The sequence below is a fragment of the Streptomyces sp. NPDC056160 genome, assembly GCF_042268205.1.
Taxonomy (GTDB): domain Bacteria; phylum Actinomycetota; class Actinomycetes; order Streptomycetales; family Streptomycetaceae; genus Streptomyces.
In genome coordinates this window covers 1-14220 of record NZ_JBHJUW010000067.1, presented here as the reverse complement: position 1 = coordinate 14220, position 14220 = coordinate 1, and the positions used below count along the sequence as shown (strand labels likewise).

The 14220-nt window shown below is 71.9% G+C and carries 13 protein-coding genes; 2 read left to right on the top strand and 11 right to left on the bottom strand.

Annotation, left to right across the window (positions count from 1 at the left end):
- Window positions 1-4: 4 nt before the first annotated feature.
- The 7 genes from ACFC02_RS23895 to ACFC02_RS23865 all read right to left on the bottom strand — a co-directional run bounded on the left by ACFC02_RS23895 (window position 5) and on the right by ACFC02_RS23865 (window position 5600).
- Window positions 5-280 carry a DUF1876 domain-containing protein gene (locus ACFC02_RS23895; protein ID WP_376360809.1) on the bottom strand — a complete coding sequence of 92 codons (276 nt, stop codon included), beginning with the start codon at window positions 278-280 and terminating at the stop codon, window positions 5-7.
- Window positions 281-364: 84 nt separating this feature from the next.
- A complete protein-coding gene (locus ACFC02_RS23890; RefSeq protein ID WP_376360806.1) occupies window positions 365-1210 on the bottom strand; it encodes an EamA family transporter in 846 nt (281 codons plus the stop codon).
- 33 nt (window positions 1211-1243) lie between these two features.
- Entirely contained in the window at window positions 1244-1429 is a 186-nt protein-coding gene (locus ACFC02_RS23885; protein ID WP_376360803.1) for a DUF397 domain-containing protein, read from the bottom strand.
- 29 nt (window positions 1430-1458) lie between these two features.
- Window positions 1459-1644 (bottom strand): DUF397 domain-containing protein, encoded by a 186-nt coding sequence (locus ACFC02_RS23880; RefSeq protein ID WP_376360801.1) that lies wholly within the window; start codon window positions 1642-1644, stop codon window positions 1459-1461.
- Window positions 1641-2486: a helix-turn-helix domain-containing protein gene (locus ACFC02_RS23875; protein ID WP_376360798.1), complete on the bottom strand. Its 846-nt coding sequence runs from the start codon at window positions 2484-2486 to the stop codon at window positions 1641-1643. The genes ACFC02_RS23880 and ACFC02_RS23875 overlap by 4 nt, the downstream gene beginning before the upstream one ends.
- A gap of 131 nt (window positions 2487-2617) precedes the next feature.
- On the bottom strand, window positions 2618-4834 hold the full coding sequence (locus ACFC02_RS23870; RefSeq protein WP_376360796.1) for an MMPL family transporter: 2217 nt from the start codon (window positions 4832-4834) through the stop codon (window positions 2618-2620).
- Between the two features lie 118 nt (window positions 4835-4952).
- Window positions 4953-5600 (bottom strand): TetR/AcrR family transcriptional regulator, encoded by a 648-nt coding sequence (locus tag ACFC02_RS23865; protein ID WP_376360793.1) that lies wholly within the window; start codon window positions 5598-5600, stop codon window positions 4953-4955.
- 272 nt (window positions 5601-5872) lie between these two features.
- Between ACFC02_RS23865 and ACFC02_RS23860 the strand changes: the two genes are divergently transcribed.
- A complete protein-coding gene (locus tag ACFC02_RS23860) occupies window positions 5873-9394 on the top strand; it encodes a S41 family peptidase (RefSeq protein WP_376360790.1) in 3522 nt (1173 codons plus the stop codon).
- Window positions 9395-9494: 100 nt separating this feature from the next.
- Here the strand turns inward: ACFC02_RS23860 and ACFC02_RS23855 are convergent, their stop codons facing one another.
- The 4 genes from ACFC02_RS23855 to ACFC02_RS23840 all read right to left on the bottom strand — a co-directional run bounded on the left by ACFC02_RS23855 (window position 9495) and on the right by ACFC02_RS23840 (window position 13234).
- Window positions 9495-9701, bottom strand: coding sequence for a hypothetical protein (locus ACFC02_RS23855; protein ID WP_376360787.1), 207 nt, complete (start codon window positions 9699-9701; stop codon window positions 9495-9497).
- 97 nt (window positions 9702-9798) lie between these two features.
- Entirely contained in the window at window positions 9799-10692 is an 894-nt protein-coding gene (locus ACFC02_RS23850) for an SDR family oxidoreductase (protein WP_376360785.1), read from the bottom strand.
- A complete protein-coding gene (locus ACFC02_RS23845; RefSeq protein WP_376360782.1) occupies window positions 10689-11708 on the bottom strand; it encodes an alpha/beta fold hydrolase in 1020 nt (339 codons plus the stop codon). The genes ACFC02_RS23850 and ACFC02_RS23845 overlap by 4 nt, the downstream gene beginning before the upstream one ends.
- Window positions 11705-13234, bottom strand: a complete 1530-nt coding sequence (locus ACFC02_RS23840; RefSeq protein WP_376360779.1) for a flavin-containing monooxygenase — start codon at window positions 13232-13234, stop codon at window positions 11705-11707. The genes ACFC02_RS23845 and ACFC02_RS23840 overlap by 4 nt, the downstream gene beginning before the upstream one ends.
- A 201-nt stretch (window positions 13235-13435) precedes the next feature.
- Here ACFC02_RS23840 and ACFC02_RS23835 point away from each other — a divergent pair, with 201 nt between their 5' ends.
- The gene (locus tag ACFC02_RS23835; protein WP_360978095.1) at window positions 13436-14056 is read left to right on the top strand and encodes a MerR family transcriptional regulator; all 621 of its coding nucleotides are present in this window, start codon (window positions 13436-13438) and stop codon (window positions 14054-14056) included.
- Window positions 14057-14220 lie beyond the last annotated feature (164 nt).

The following is a 14220-nucleotide window of genomic DNA, read 5'->3' as shown; positions in this document are numbered from 1 at the left end:
GGGCTCAGACGTGGATGGGCGAGGACGTGCGGCCCGACGCGCCGTCGATCTCCTCGTGCGCCTTGGTGAGGAGCTGCATGGCGAGTTCGTTGAGGGCGCGTGCCCCGGCGATCTCCTCGCCGACGCGCGGCTGGTCGGAGTCGGTGCGGTGCCGGCTGGCCCGGCCGTGTGCCCTGACCTCGCTGCCGTCGGGCAGGCGGACCAACGCCACCGCCCGCGTGTGCTGGCCGTCCTCCTCGAACTCCATCTCCACATGCCATCCCACGGCTGTCTTCAACATGGCCATCACCTCCGGGAACACCTCCTTCCAGGGTGCTCCCTCCGCGACCGGCGTGCAGCACCAGTGCCTGCCGGGGAGCGGTCCCTAACCGGCGTGCAGCATGAGGCCGATGCCGACGACGAGCAGGCCGGCGGCGGCGATCCGCGGCGCGCCGAAGCGTTCCTTGAAGAAGAGGGCGCCGATGGCCGCGCCGACGAGGATGGAGGACTCGCGCAGCGCCGAGACGGGCGCGAGGTCGGCCCTGGTCTGGGCCCAGAGCACCAGGCCGTACGCGGTCACGGACAGGACGGCGCCGAGCAGGCCGAGGGCGGCGTACGGGCGCAGCAGCGCGGCCGTCCGGCGGCGCCGGCGCGCGACGGCGTACGCCGGGATGACCACGCCCTGGATCGCCATGAGCCAGGCGATGTAGCCGAGGGACGTCCCGGAGGCCCGTACGCCCAGACCGTCGACGACCGTGTACGCGGCGATGGACAGCCCGGTCGCGAGGGCGGCGCCGACCGCGGTCCAGTCCGGGCGCCGCCCGCGCAGCCCCCACAGCGCGACGCCGGTCAGCCCCGCGCAGGACAGCGCGACGCCCGCGGTCACCCACAGGTCCGGCACCTCGTGCGCGAAGACGGCGGCCAGGACCGTGACGACGAGCGGGGCGGTGCCCCGGGCGATGGGGTAGGCCTGCCCGAAGTCACCGAGCCGGAAGGACGTCATCAGCAGCGCGTAGTAGACGATGTGCAGGACCGCCGATATGCCGAGGTAGGGCCACGCGCCCGCCGCCGGGACCGCGGTGAACGGTGCCAGGGCCGCGCCGATGAGCAGCCCGCCGCCGGAGATCAGCGTGAAGCCGACGAGCTTGTCGGGGATGCGGTGCGCGAGCGCGTTCCAGCAGGCGTGGGTGACCGCGGCGAGCAGGACGGCCGCGGTGACCAGCGGCGTCACGAAGTGCGCTCGCGCACCACGCCCCGCACGAAGTCATTCACCGACGTACGCGACGAAGTCCGCCCAGGAAGCGGGGGCGACTGCGAGACGCGAGGACTCCGGACGCTTGGAGTCACGGACGTGGACAGCAGCAGGCGTGGTGGCGACCTCGACGCAGTCGCCGGGTTCGTTGCTGTCGCTGTAGCTGCTCTTGAACCAGTGGAGTTCCGGAGTGCTCATAGTCTCCTCCAGCGCTTACTGAGCGATGGTCACTCGACGACGTAGGCGATGAAGCTGACCCAGGGATTACGGCCGACAGCCAGACGCGACGTCTCCGGACGCTTGGAGTCACGGACGTGGACAGCGGCAGCCGTGGTGGCGACCTCGACGCAGTCGCCCGGCTCACCACTGCTGCTGTAACTGCTCTTGAACCAGTGGAGTTGCGGCGTGCTCATAGTCTCCCCAGCGCTTGCTCGATGAAGGCTTGCGACTCCCTTGGGGTGAGAGCCTGCGCCCTGATCATGCTATAGCGCAATTCCAGGATGCGAAGGTCCCTGGGATGCTCTACCGGACGCCCGTTGAAGGCGCCCTCGGAGCGACCGATCGCAGTGCCGTCAGCGAACTTGAGAACCTCGATCAGGCCCTGGGTTCCCGCGTGATCCTCCCGATCGGTCGGCATTACTTGAAGCGTGACATGCCGCAACTGAATCAGCTCCAGGAGGTGTTGGAGCTGGCGTCTCAGCACCGCCTCTCCGCCGTAGGGGCGTTCCAACGTCACCTGCTCCTGGATGAACGCCAGCGTGGGGGCGGGGTCCCGCTCGAAGACACCCTTGCGTGCCGCACGGGCAGCAGTCTCCCGCACTATCACGCTTTCGGGCAGCGCGGGCTGGGTCATCTCGAACAGGGTCCGCGCGTACTCCGGTGTCTGCAGCAGACCATGGATGTTGTGGTTGCTGTAGAGCAACATCTCCACGGCCCTGTCCTCCAGCCCCTTCAGCTGGCGCACCTTCTTCGGATACCGCGCCTTCCGCATGTCCTCCATGAAAGCCCGCAGATGCCCCTGCGCCCGTAGTACCTGGTCCGCGCGGTCCAGGAACTCCGGGCGGGGGATCCGCGTCCCGTGCTCCATCTTGCGGATCATGTCCTCGCCGTAGCCCGTGACCTCCGCCAGGTCCGCGGGGCGCATGCCCGCCGACTCCCGGCACACCCTCAGCAGGCGCCCCACCGCCTGCACCACCGGTTCGATCTCGTCGCCGGGTTCGACGTCCCAACCGGCCTCGTCCACACCCTCGTTCACGTCCCACCTCCGGTCGCAGCCCTACCCGTACAACGCCGGGGACGGCCCGGACAGCACGCGACAGACACCGGACAGAACGGAAAGGGCGCGGCCCCCGCAGGAGCCGCGCCCTCGTCCTCGTGTCCGGTCGGTCAGGCCAGGGCCGGTTCCCTGTCCTCGTCCGGGTCCGGGCGCCGGGCGTCGTGGGCGCGCAGGCCCTCGCCCTCCACGTCCACGTTGGGCAGGGCGCGGTCCAGCCACGCCGGCAGCCACCAGGCCCTGCGGCCCAGCAGGGCGAGGACCGCCGGGACGATGGCCATGCGCACGATGAACGCGTCGAAGAACACGGCGATCGCGAGACCGAAGCCGATCATCTTGATCATCGACTCGCTGGAGCCGATGAACCCGGAGAAGACGGCGATCATGATGACCGCGGCGGCCGTGACGACCCGCGCGCCGTGCCGGAAGCCGGTCACGACGGCCTGGCTCGGCTTCTCGCCGTGGACGTACGCCTCACGCATCCGGGTCACGAGGAAGACCTCGTAGTCCATCGCAAGGCCGAAGACGACGCCCACCATGAAGATCGGCATCATCGACATGACCGGGCCGGTCTCCTCCACGCCCATCAGGCCGGACAGCCAGCCCCACTGGAAGACCGCGACGACCGCGCCGAGCGCCGCCATCACCGACAGCAGGAAGCCGAGCGCCGCCTTCAGCGGGACCAGGACCGAGCGGAAGACCACGATCAGCAGCAGGAAGGCCAGGCCGACGACGAGGGCCAGGTACGGGAAGAGGGCGTCGTTCAGCTTCTGCGAGACGTCGATGTTCATCGCCGTGGAGCCGGTGACGAGCACTTCGGCGTCCGTCTTGTCCTTGATGCCGCTGCCCGCGTCGCGAATGGCGTGCACCAGGTCCTCGGTGGTGGTGGAGGACGGCTTGGAGTTCGGGACGACGGTGATGGTCGCGGTGTCGCCGGCCTTGTTGGGCTGGGCCGGAGTGACCGTCACGACGTCCTTGAGGCCCTTGATGTCGTCGGTCACCTGCGTGAAGGCGGCCTTCGGGTCGGCACTCTTCTTCGCGTCGACGACGACCATCAGCGGCCCGTTGAAGCCGGGCCCGAAACCCTCGGAGAGGAGGTCGTAGGCGCGGCGCTGGGTGGTGGAGACGGGCTGGGAGCCGTCGTCCGGCAGGCCCAGTTCGAGGGAGGCGGCCGGTACGGCGGCGGCGCCGAGGCCGACCACGCCGAGCAGCAGCACGGCGACGGGGCGGCGGACCACGAAGCTCGCCCAGCGGGTGCCCATGTTCGTCCGGGCGGGCTTCTTCGCGGCCCGGCCGCCGCCCAGCAGCCTGCTCTTCTCACCGGCCGGCTTGACCTTGCGGCCCGCGTAGCCGAGCAGCGCGGGGATCATGGTCAGCGCGATGAGGACGGCGATGACGACCGTGCCGGCCGCGGCGATGCCCATCTTCGTCAGCATCGGGATGTTGACGACGGACAGGCCGACCAGGGCGATGACGACGGTGAGCCCGGCGAAGACCACCGCGGAGCCGGCGGTGCCGGTGGCCCGGCCCGCGGCCTCCTCGCGGGAGTGGCCCTCGGCCAGTTCGCCCCGGTAGCGGGAGACGATGAACAGCGCGTAGTCGATGCCGACGGCGAGGCCGATCATCGAGGCCAGGGTCGAGGTGGTGGTGCCCAGGTCGAGGGCGCTGGCGAGCGCGGTGACCGAGGAGACGCCGATGCCGACGCCGATGATCGCGGTCAGCAGCGGGAGCCCTGCGGCCAGCAGGGAGCCGAAGGTGATGACGAGGACGACGGCCGCGATGGCGATGCCGATGACCTCGGTGGCGCCGGTCTCGGGCGCGGCGCTGAGCGCGTCACCGCCGATCTCCACGGTCAGCCCGGCGTCCCGTGCGTGCTGCGCAGCGTCCTTGAGCGCGGTGCGGGAGGAGTCCTCCAGCTCCATGCCGGAGACCTTGTACTTCACCGACGTGTAGGCGACGGTGCCGTCCTTGCTGACGGCGTGCCCGGTGTAGGGGTCGGCGACGGAGGCGACCTCGGAGCCGTCGGACAGCTCCTTGACGGTCTTCTGGACGGTCGCCTTGTTGCCGGCGTCCGTCATCTTCTGCCCGCCGGGCGCCTTGAACACCACGCGGGCGGTCGCGCCGTCGGCGCTCGCGCCGGGGAAGCGCTGTTCCAGCAGGTCGAAGGCCTTCTGCGCCTCGGTGCCGGGGATGGAGAAGGAGGTGTTGCCCGCAGGGGGCGCGGAGGCGGCGCCGACACCGGCGAGCGTCAGCAGCGCCACCCATATCAGGGCGACGAAGTGCCGTCGCCTGAAGGCGAGGCGTCCTAGTTTGTACAGGAACGTGGCCACGTGGGCGTACTCCCGGTCAGGTCGTGGGGTGGATCAGGGCAGGGGTCATCAGCCCGACGACGTGAGCGGTGACGTCAGAGGGTGGGCTTGCTGGGGAGGTGGGTGCCGGGGAGGGGCGTCAGGAGGAGGTGGGGGCGCCGAGGGCGGGGAGCACCACGGCGTCGATGTACGAACGCAGGAACGCCTGGGTCGGCGGCTGGTTCTCGATCAGTGCCCGGACGACGAAGCCGCCGGCCAGCATGTGCACCACGAAGTCGAGCGCCGGGCAGTCCGGGCGGATCTCGCCCCGGTCGACGGCGCGCTGCACCAGCTTGCGGAACTCGGCCATCTCCGGTTCGACGAGCTGTTCCCGGAAGGCCAGTCTGAGGTCCGGGTTGGAGTGCATCGCCATGGCCAGGCCGCGCATCAGCGCGGAGTTCTGCTCCATGGTGCAGTCGTCCTCGCGGCTCATCAGTTCGTGCAGGTCACCGCGGAGCGATCCGGTGTCGGTGCCCTCCAGTTTCCCGGGTTTGCCGTGCCGGACGGCACGGACGACCAGTTCGGCCTTGCCGCCCCACTGGCGGTAGAGCGTGGCCTTGCTGGAACGGGTGCGGGCGGCCACGGCGTCCATGGTGAGGGCGTCGTAGCCGACCTCGCGGAGCAGGTCGAGCACGGCCTCGTACAGCTCGGCCTCGCGTTCGGGCGTGATCCGGCTCCGGCGTGCCCCCGGTGCGGGCACCGGCTCCACTGGAGCGGCTGCCGCCGCACCCTTGGCTGCCTCCGCCATGCCGTCCGCCTTCCCGCTTTCCGCGCCACACGGTTTCGTACGACACGAATGTAGCGCACGCGCCCATCGAAACGAAACAGTTTCGTACGTGCGCTCGGTCACTCCTGTCGGGTCCGCATAAGTCGGGTCCGCATAAGTCGGGTCCGCATAAGTCGGGTCCGCATAAGTCGGGTCCGCATAAGTCGGGTCCGCATAAGTCGGGTCTGTACGAGTCGGGTCCGCACAAGGTGCTCCGGTTGCTGGCACGGGTCCCCCGGCGAAGCATTGAGGAGGTGAGCTATCTGCGCCTGCCGCACCTCAGCGGCGATCTGCTGTGCTTCGTGGCCGAGGACGACCTCTGGCTGGCACCGCTCGACGGAGCGGGCCGGGCCTGGCGGCTCACCGTGGACCGCACCAAGACCGGCCACCCGCGCTTCTCCCCCGACGGCCGCCACATCGCCTACACCAGCTGGCGCAGCCTCGCCCCCGAGATCCACCTCGTCCCGGTGGACGGCGGGCCGGCCCGCCAGCTCTCGTACTGGGGCAGCTCCGACACCCAGGTGTGCGGCTGGTCGCCGCCCGAGGAGGACGGGCACAGCGAGATCCTCGCCGTCACCTCGCACGGCGAGCCGTTCTCCTACTTCACCTGGGCCTACAAGGTCGCCACCGACGGCTCCCCCGGCCGCAAACTGCCCTGGGGGCCGGTCTCCGACATCCAGGCCGCCGAACTGGACGGCGAGCGCAGGAGCCTGCTCCTGACCGGCACCCCGCCGCACGAACCCGCCTCCTGGAAGCGCTACCGGGGCGGCGCCACGGGCCGGCTCTGGCTGCACGGGCAGCGCATCCTCCCCGACATCCGCGGCCACCTTGCCTGCCCCATGTTCGTCGGCGGCCGGATCGCCTTCCTCTCCGACCACGAGGGCGTGGGCAACCTCTACTCCTGCGCGTACGACGGCTGCGACCTGCGCCGGCACACCGACCACGACGCCTTCTACGCCCGCCACGCGGCGAGCGACGGCACCCGCGTGGTGTACCAGTGCGCGGGCGAGCTGTGGATCGTCGACGACCTCCGGGCGGACTCCGCCCCGCACCGGCTGGACGTCCGGCTCAGCGGCCCGCGCGCGGGCCGCCGCCGCTACCCGGTGCCCGCCGCCCAGAACCTGGACGGCCTCTCCGTCGACGAGACCGGCCGGGCCAGCGCCGTCGTGGTCCGCGGCTCCCTGTACTGGCTCACGCACCGCGACGGCCCCGCGCGCACCCTCACCGACACCCCTGGCGTCCGCGTCCGGCTCCCGGAGATGCTCGGCGCGAGCGGCCGGATCGCCTACGTCACCGACGCCGACGGCGACGACGCCGTGGAGATCGCCCACCTGCCCCGTGCCACGGGCGCCCGCCCGCCCCGCCGGCTCGCCTCGGGGGAACTGGGCCGGGTGCTGGAGATGGTCTCCGACCCGGAGGGCGAAAGGCTCGCCCTGGCCTCGCACGACGGACGGCTGCTGCTGCTCGACGTACGGGAGGAGGACGGCTCGGAAACCACCGGGGACACGGGTACCGAAACGGCCGGGGGCACGGGTACCGAAACGGCCGGGGACACGGGTACCGAAACGGCCGGGGACACCGGTACGGAAACAGTCGGGGACACCAGTACGGGACCCACCGGGGACACAGGCACGGCAACGGCCGGCGACACCGGTGCGGCCGGCACCGGCGACACGGCCACGCAGACCACCGGCGGCACCGGGGAGACCGGCACGGAAGGCACCGGGCCCGGGCCCGGGGCCGGACCCGGGGCCGACGGCGCGCGCGTCACCGAACTCGTCCGGTCGGTCAACGGCCCCGTGCGCGACCTCGCCTTCTCCCCGGACGGCGCGTGGCTCACCTGGTCGCACCCCGGCATCGGCCGGACCCTGCGGCAGATCAAGATGGCGCGGATCAAGGACCGGCACGTCGTCGACGTCACCAACGGCCGCTTCGAGGACGAGAACCCCGTCTTCACCCGGGACGGCCGCTACCTGGCCTTCCTGTCCTGGCGCGGCTTCGACCCGGTGTACGACGTGCACACCGGCGACCTGTCCTTCCCGCTCGGCTGCAAGCCCTACCTGGTCCCGCTCTCCTCCGCCACGCCCTCCCCCTTCGCGCTCAACCCCGAGGGCCGGCCGGCCGCGGGCGGGCTCGACCCCGTCGAGGACGAGGAGAGCGGCGAGCCCGGCGCCGTCACGGTGGAGGTGGAGGGCCTGGAGAACCGGGTCACCCCGTTCCCCGTCACCGCCTCCAAGTACTCCGCGCTCGCCCCGGTCGCGGGCGGCGGCCTGGTCTGGCTGCGCTGGCCGATCTCCGGCGCGCTCGGGGAGACGTTCGCCAACCCGGACGACATGACCGGCAGGCCCACCCTGGAGTACTTCACCCTCGGCAAGGCGAAGAAGTCCGAACTCGTCGGCCACCTCGACTGGTTCGCGGTCAGCGGCGACGGCACCCGGCTCGTCGTGGTCGACGAGGGCGACCTGCGCGCCGTCCCCGCCACCGAGCTGGGCGACAGCGACACCACGACCTGGATCGACCTGCGCCGCGTCATGCACGTCGTCGACCCCGGCGCCGAGTGGCGCGAGGCGTACGAGGAGGCCGGGCGCCTGATCCGCGCCTACTTCTGGGAGCCGCGGATGTGCGGCATCGACTGGGACGGCGTCCTCGCCCAGTACCGGCCGCTGGTCGAACGGGTCGCCTCCCCCGACGAGTTCGCCGACCTGCTGCGCGAGGTCCTCGGCGAACTGGGCACCTCCCACGCCTACGTCGCCGCGGCCCGCCGCAACGAGGGCCCCGCGCACTACCAGCGCTGGCAGGGACTGCTCGGCGCCGACCTGGTGCGCCGCGACGCCGGCTGGGTGGTCAGGCGCATCCTGCCCGGCGACTCCTCCGACTCACGCGCCCGCTCGCCGCTGGCCGGCACGGGCATCCGCGAGGGCTCCGTCCTGACCCACGTCGACGGCCGCCCGGTCGATCCGGTGGCGGGGCCCTGGCCGCTGCTGGCCGGCTCCGGCGGTACGACCGTGGAGCTGACGTTCTCGCCCGCCGGGGGCGAGGGGCCCGCGCGCCGGGTCGCGGTCGTCCCCCTGATCGACGACCGGCCGCTGCGCTACCAGGACTGGGTGACCAAACGCCGTGCCGTCACCCATGAACTGAGCGAGGGCAGGTGCGGCTACCTGCACATCCCCGACCTGGGCGGCTCCGGCTGGGCGCAGTTCAACCGCGACGTGCGCATGGAGATGTCCCGGCCCGCGCTCATCGTGGACGTGCGCGGCAACGCGGGCGGCAACATCAGCGAACTCGTCATCGAGAAACTGACCCGGACCATCCTGGGCTGGGACCTGACGCGGGACGCCCAGCCGGTCTCGTACACCTCGAACGCGCCCCGCGGCCCCATCGTCGCCCTCGCCGACGAGGCGACCTCCTCCGACGGGGACATGATCACGGCCGCCTTCAAACTGCTCGGGCTCGGCCCGGTGGTCGGCCAGCGCACCTGGGGCGGTGTGGTCGGCATGACCGGCAGGCACCGCCTGGGCGACGGCACGGTCATCACGGTGCCGATGAACGCGGCCTGGTTCGACGCGTACGGCTGGTCCGTGGAGAACCACGGCGTCTCGCCCGACGTCGAGGCCCTGCGCACCCCGCTGGACTGGGCCGAGGGCCGCCACGTCGGGATGGACGACGCCATCGAACTGGCCCTGCGGCTCCTCGAGTCCCACCCGGCCGCGTCCCCGCCGGACTACGGCGACGTCCCCGACCTGGCCCGCCCGAAGCTGCCCCCGCACAACGGCTGACGCGCCACCGCGGGCGGTGGCGTGGTCGTGAACGTGGGGTGCCCCGGCACACAGGGCAGGGCACCCCACAGCTCAGCAACGGTTCTCGGCCGAGAACCGGTTACCGGTCGTAGTCCTCGTTGAGGCGGTCCTCCATGTCGTCGTGCGCGTCATCGATGTGCTGACGCCCACGCTCAGCGCCCTGACGCGCACGCTCGGACGGCTGGCCCTCGCGCCGGCCGGCCTTCTCGCGGCCCTGCTGCACGCGCTCCTGGCCCTGCTGCCGCGCCTTCTCGGACTGCTCCTGGAACTTGTCCTTCATACCCATGCTGGTTCAACTCCCGTGTGGATGAGGGGGATCCCCACGTCGGTGCGGGGATCGACCTCGACCAGATTCACACGGGCGGTGACCCTGTGCATGTCGATCAGTGACGATGCGTGACCGAGGTCGTCCGGTGCTGTTCGTCGGCGGCTCCGCCCGCCCCGACGAGCCCGATCCGCATCCCCGCCAGCCGGTCCGCGAACCGCCGCACCTCCCGCTGCCCCACGGCCCCGATGACGCCGGGCAGGTACCCGCGCACCCCCTGCATCCCGCGCAGCCACCACTGCCCGTACACGTGGGCGGCGCGCCGCTCGATGCCGTCCACGATCCGGTCCACGGCCGGCCCCAGCGGATAGGTCTTGTTGGACGGCCACGGCAGTCGCTGGCGCAACTCCCGCATGACGTCGTCCTGGTCGGCCCCGCGCACCATGTCGGTGTCGGTCCACGACAGGTAGGCCACGCCCACCCGCACGCCCTGGTGGCCGACTTCGGCGCGCAGACTGTGCGCGTACGCCTCCACCCCGGACTTGGAGGCGCAGTACGCCGTCATCATCGGCGCCGGGGTGATCGCGGCGAGCGAGGCGATCTGGAGCAGGTAGCCCCGGCTCACGCTCAGCGCGGGCAGGAACACACGGCCGGTGACCGCCGATCCGATGAGGTTGACCTCGATCACCCGCCGCCAGGACTCCGGGTCGGAGGCGGCGAACGGACCGCCGGTGGCCACCCCCGCGTTGGCGACCACGATGTCGACCCGGCCGAAGTGCTCCTGGACCTCCGCCGCGACCCGGGCCATCGCCTCGTGGTCGGTGACGTCGGCGTACCAGTGGGCGCTCTCACCGTGCAGCCGCTCCGCGACCTGCTTGAGGACGTCCGGCTCCAGACCGACCAGCGCGACCTTCGCGCCGCGCGCGGACAGCTTGCGGGCGAGCAGCTCACCGACGCCGCGCGCGGCCCCCGTGACGACCGCGACCTGTCCTTCCAGGCTGACCTTGCTCATGCGTCCTCCCCGATCCGTGCGGCGTCGTTGTCGACGTCGGCGTCGTTGTCGCTGTCGAAGTCGCTACCGCTGTCGCTGTCGCTGTCATCGGTGATGTCGTGCCCGTGCCCGTGCGCGGGTATGTGGGCGGTGACGAGGTCCCGGATCTTCCCGGTGACCTGCTCGGGCGCCTCCATGGGGGTCATGTGGCCGATCCCGGGCAGCTCGGTCAGACCGACGCAGTCCGGCAGCGCCGCCGCCAGCGCCCGCGCGTGCACCGGCGGGGTCAGCCGGTCGCAGGTGCCCGCGAGGACCGCGGCCGGCACGCGCAACTGCCGTACGCCGTCGTCGAGATCGAGCGTGTCGAGCACCTGCGACCAGGCGTGGCGCACCCGGCGCGGGCAGGCGTGCACGATCCGCGCGCACGCCTCGACCACGTGCGCCGCCGAACCGGGCCCCAGCGTCCCGTACTTGAGGATCCGCAGCGCGAGTGGCGTGACGGGGCCGAGCGGCGCACGGGAGCCGAGGACGCGCCGGGTCAGCCGGGTGCGCAGCCGGCCGGCCCTGATCGGCAGGAGGGTCGACTCGTCGACCAGCCGTGAACTGCCCGTGCTGCACAGCAGGACGGCCGCCGCGTGTTCCCGGAAGCCGGACCGGCCGGCCGCGGCCATCACCGTCATCCCGCCCATGGAGTGGCCCGCGACCACCGCCTTCTCGCCGGGCGCGAGGGTGGCGGCGAGCACGGCCTCCAGGTCGTCGGCGAGCGCCCGCGTGCTGCACGCCGGGTTCGCCGCGCTGCGTCCGTGGCCGCGCTGGTCGTAGGCGATGACCCGGTGATCGGCGGCCAGTTCGCGGATCTGCGCGGCCCAGAAGGCGGTGGAGCAGGTCCAGCCGTGGGCGAGGACGACCGCGGGGGCGCCCTCGGGCCCGTGCACCTCGACGTGCAGGCGGGCGCCGTCGGCGGAGACCGCGGTGAGGTGGCGGGCGGGGGCCGGTGGGGCGCCGGCGGCGGAGGATGCGCGCACCGCCCCGCTCACGCGTCCACCTCGGCGGGCCGGGCGGCCGCGGCCCGGACGGCGGCGGGCCGGGGCGGCCGTACGACATCGTACTCCGCGAGGTCCACCCGCCGTGTGGCACGCCGGAACTCGGTGGTCGTACCCGGCCATACGGTGGTGTTGCGGCCGCCTGCGTCGAGGTACCAGCTGGTGCAGCCGCCGGTGTTCCACACGGTGCGCTTCATGCGTTCCTGCACCATGCGGTTCCAGCCGTCCACCGCGCTCCGCCGGGCGTCCAGCGCGACCCGGCCGCCGAGGACGTCGAGCTGGCGCAGGTAGTCGGCCATGTAGTTCAGCTGGGACTCGATCATGAGGATCATCGAGGAGTTGCCGAGGCCGGTGTTGGGGCCGATGATCGTCATCCAGTTCGGGAAGCCGGCCGCGGTGGCGCCGCGCAGCGCGGCCATGCCGTCCTTCCAGGTCTCCGCGAGGGTGCGGCCGTCCGCGCCGACGACCCGCTCGGCGATCGGCATGTCGGTGACGTGGAAGCCGGTGCCGAAGACGATCGCGTCGGCCTCGGCCTCGGTGCCGTCGGCGGCGACCAGGGTGGAGCCGCGGATCTCGCTGAGGCCGCCGGCCACCACGTCCACGTTGTCCTGGGCGAGCGCCGGGTAGTAGGTGCTGGACAGCAGGATCCGCTTGCAGCCGATGCGGTAGTCCGGGGTGAGCTTGGCGCGCAGCGCCGGGTCCTTGACTGCGCGGGCCATGTTGCGCTTGGCCAGCTGCTCCACGAAGCCCAGCTCGTCGGGGCGCTTGGTGAACGCCTGGACCTGGAGTTCCCGGATGCCCCACAGCATTCCGCGGCGCAGCCGGCCGGTGGCCGGCACCGCCCGGTGCAGCGAGCGCTCCAGGCCGCTGATCGCGCGGTCGACGCGGGGCATCACCCACGGCGGGGTGCGCTGGAAGAGGGTCAGGCGGGCCACCTCGGGCTGGATCGAGGGCACGATCTGGATGGCGGAGGCGCCGGTGCCGATCACGGCGACCCGCTTGCCCGCCAGGTCGTAGTCGTGGTCCCAGCGGGCGGAGTGGAAGACCTTGCCCGGGAAGGTGTCCAGGCCCGGGATGTCGGGGACCTTCGGGTCGGACAGCGGGCCGGTCGCGGAGACCACGACGTCGGCGCGGAACCTCCCGCCGGTGGTCTCGATGTCCCAGCACAGCCGCTCGGCGTTCCAGGCCGTCTTCTCGACCTCGGCCCCGAAGCGGAGGTGCGGACGGAGCCCGAAGACGTCGGCCACGTGCTCCAGGTAGGCGCGGATGTGCCGCTGCCCGGAGAAGGTGCGCGGCCATTCGGGGTTGGGCGCGAAGGAGAAGGAGTAGAGGTGGGAGGGCACGTCGCAGGCGCACCCGGGGTAGCTGTTGTCGCGCCAGGTGCCGCCGACGCTGTCCGCGCGCTCCAGGACGACGAAGTCGGTGATCCCCTCCCGGCGCAGCCGCACGGCGGCGCCCAGCCCGCCGAACCCGGACCCGATCACCGCCACCCGTACGTGCTCGTACTCGTGCTCGGCCATTGAGCGCCCTCCATGACTCGCGTACCGGCTCCCAGCAACTCTGCCAGTGAACACTGGCGCAATGGGGAGCGTAGAGGAGGCGCGTACCGAGCGGTAGGGGTCGGGCCGGGGAAAGTTACCGGCGGTACGACATAGGCTTCCGGTGTGGCAGACGACGCTGGACGACGCGACGGACAGGGCGCGGGCCCGCGCGAATACCGTATGGAGGAACTGGCCCGACTGGCCGGCATCACCGTGCGCACCCTGCGCTTCTACCGCGAACGCAAGCTCATACCGCCGCCCCGCCGCGAGGGCCGCATCGCCTGGTACGACGACCACCATCTGGCCCGCCTGCGCACCATCACGGCGCTGCTGGAACGCGGCCACACCCTGAGCGGCATCGCCGAACTCGCCGAGGCCTTCGACCACGGCCGCGACGTCGGCGACCTCCTCGGCGTCGGCGCCCCGACCGAGGAGACCCCGGTCCGCCTCACCCCCGAGGAACTCGCCGACCACTTCGCGGGCGAGGTCACCGCCGAGAACCTGGCCGCCGCCATGAACCTCGGCTACCTCGGCACCGACGGCGACGAGATCGTCCACATCAGCCGCCGCCTGCTGGACGTCTCCGCCGCCCTGGTCCGCGAGGGCATCCCACTCGCCGAGGTGCTCGACGCCGGCCACCGCGTCCGGCAGCACGCCGAGGCACTGGCGGACCTCTTCACCGACCTGATCACCCGCCACGCCCCCGAGGAGGACCTCCACCGGCTGCGCCCCTTGGCGAAGAGCGTGGTGGACGCGGAGCTGTCGATGGCCCTGGACCGGCGGCTGCGCAAGGACCCGTAGGGCCGGCCGTCCGCCAGGAGGGGCTGAGGGGCGCAGAGAACCAGGGGCCCAGAGGTGTAGAGGTCTAGAGGCAACGCCGTTCAGTTAGGGCGGTCTGGGCCGTGTCAAGGGTCGGTTGTGAGCATGTTGATGCTGATGGTGGCCTTGTAGGTGGTCCGGTCGAT

What these genes read in the sequence shown, in the direction of transcription:
- ACFC02_RS23895 (WP_376360809.1), bottom strand. Translation starts at nt 280, where the DNA reads ATGTTGAAGACAGCCGTGGGATGGCATGTGGAGATGGAGTTCGAGGAG.
- ACFC02_RS23885 (WP_376360803.1), bottom strand. Translation starts at nt 1,429, where the DNA reads ATGAGCACTCCGGAACTCCACTGGTTCAAGAGCAGCTACAGCGACAGC.
- ACFC02_RS23880 (WP_376360801.1), bottom strand. Translation starts at nt 1,644, where the DNA reads ATGAGCACGCCGCAACTCCACTGGTTCAAGAGCAGTTACAGCAGCAGT.
- ACFC02_RS23865 (WP_376360793.1), bottom strand. Translation starts at nt 5,600, where the DNA reads ATGGCGGAGGCAGCCAAGGGTGCGGCGGCAGCCGCTCCAGTGGAGCCG.
- ACFC02_RS23855 (WP_376360787.1), bottom strand. Translation starts at nt 9,701, where the DNA reads ATGGGTATGAAGGACAAGTTCCAGGAGCAGTCCGAGAAGGCGCGGCAG.
- ACFC02_RS23850 (WP_376360785.1), bottom strand. Translation starts at nt 10,692, where the DNA reads ATGAGCAAGGTCAGCCTGGAAGGACAGGTCGCGGTCGTCACGGGGGCC.
- ACFC02_RS23840 (WP_376360779.1), bottom strand. Translation starts at nt 13,234, where the DNA reads ATGGCCGAGCACGAGTACGAGCACGTACGGGTGGCGGTGATCGGGTCC.
- ACFC02_RS23835 (WP_360978095.1), top strand. Translation starts at nt 13,436, where the DNA reads ATGGAGGAACTGGCCCGACTGGCCGGCATCACCGTGCGCACCCTGCGC.